At 72.5% G+C, this 204-nt stretch carries 1 protein-coding gene; it reads left to right on the top strand.

The window, feature by feature from the left end:
* Positions 1–204: 3-isopropylmalate dehydratase small subunit (locus B3446_RS07560; RefSeq protein WP_414632405.1), on the top strand; the 204-nt coding region annotated here is incomplete at both ends.

The raw sequence follows: 204 nt of genomic DNA, 5'->3' as shown, positions 1-204 counted from the left end.
GTGCAGCCGGGCGACGTGCTGGTGGCCGGCCCCAACTTCGGCATCGGTTCGTCGCGCGAGCAGGCCGCCGCCGCCCTGGTGCGCCTGGGCGTGGCCGCCGTGATCGCGCCGTCCTTCAACGGGCTGTATTTCCGCAACGCCTTCAACGTGGGCCTCCTGTTGCTGACGTGCAGCCAGGCCGAGACCCTGGCCGAGGGCGAGGGC

It is taken from the genome of Achromobacter sp. UBA5777, assembly GCF_002418565.1.
GTDB lineage: Bacteria > Pseudomonadota > Gammaproteobacteria > Burkholderiales > Burkholderiaceae_B > Achromobacter > Achromobacter animicus.
Note: the sequence above shows the minus strand (reverse complement) of the source record. Positions and strands in the feature narration are given on the sequence as shown.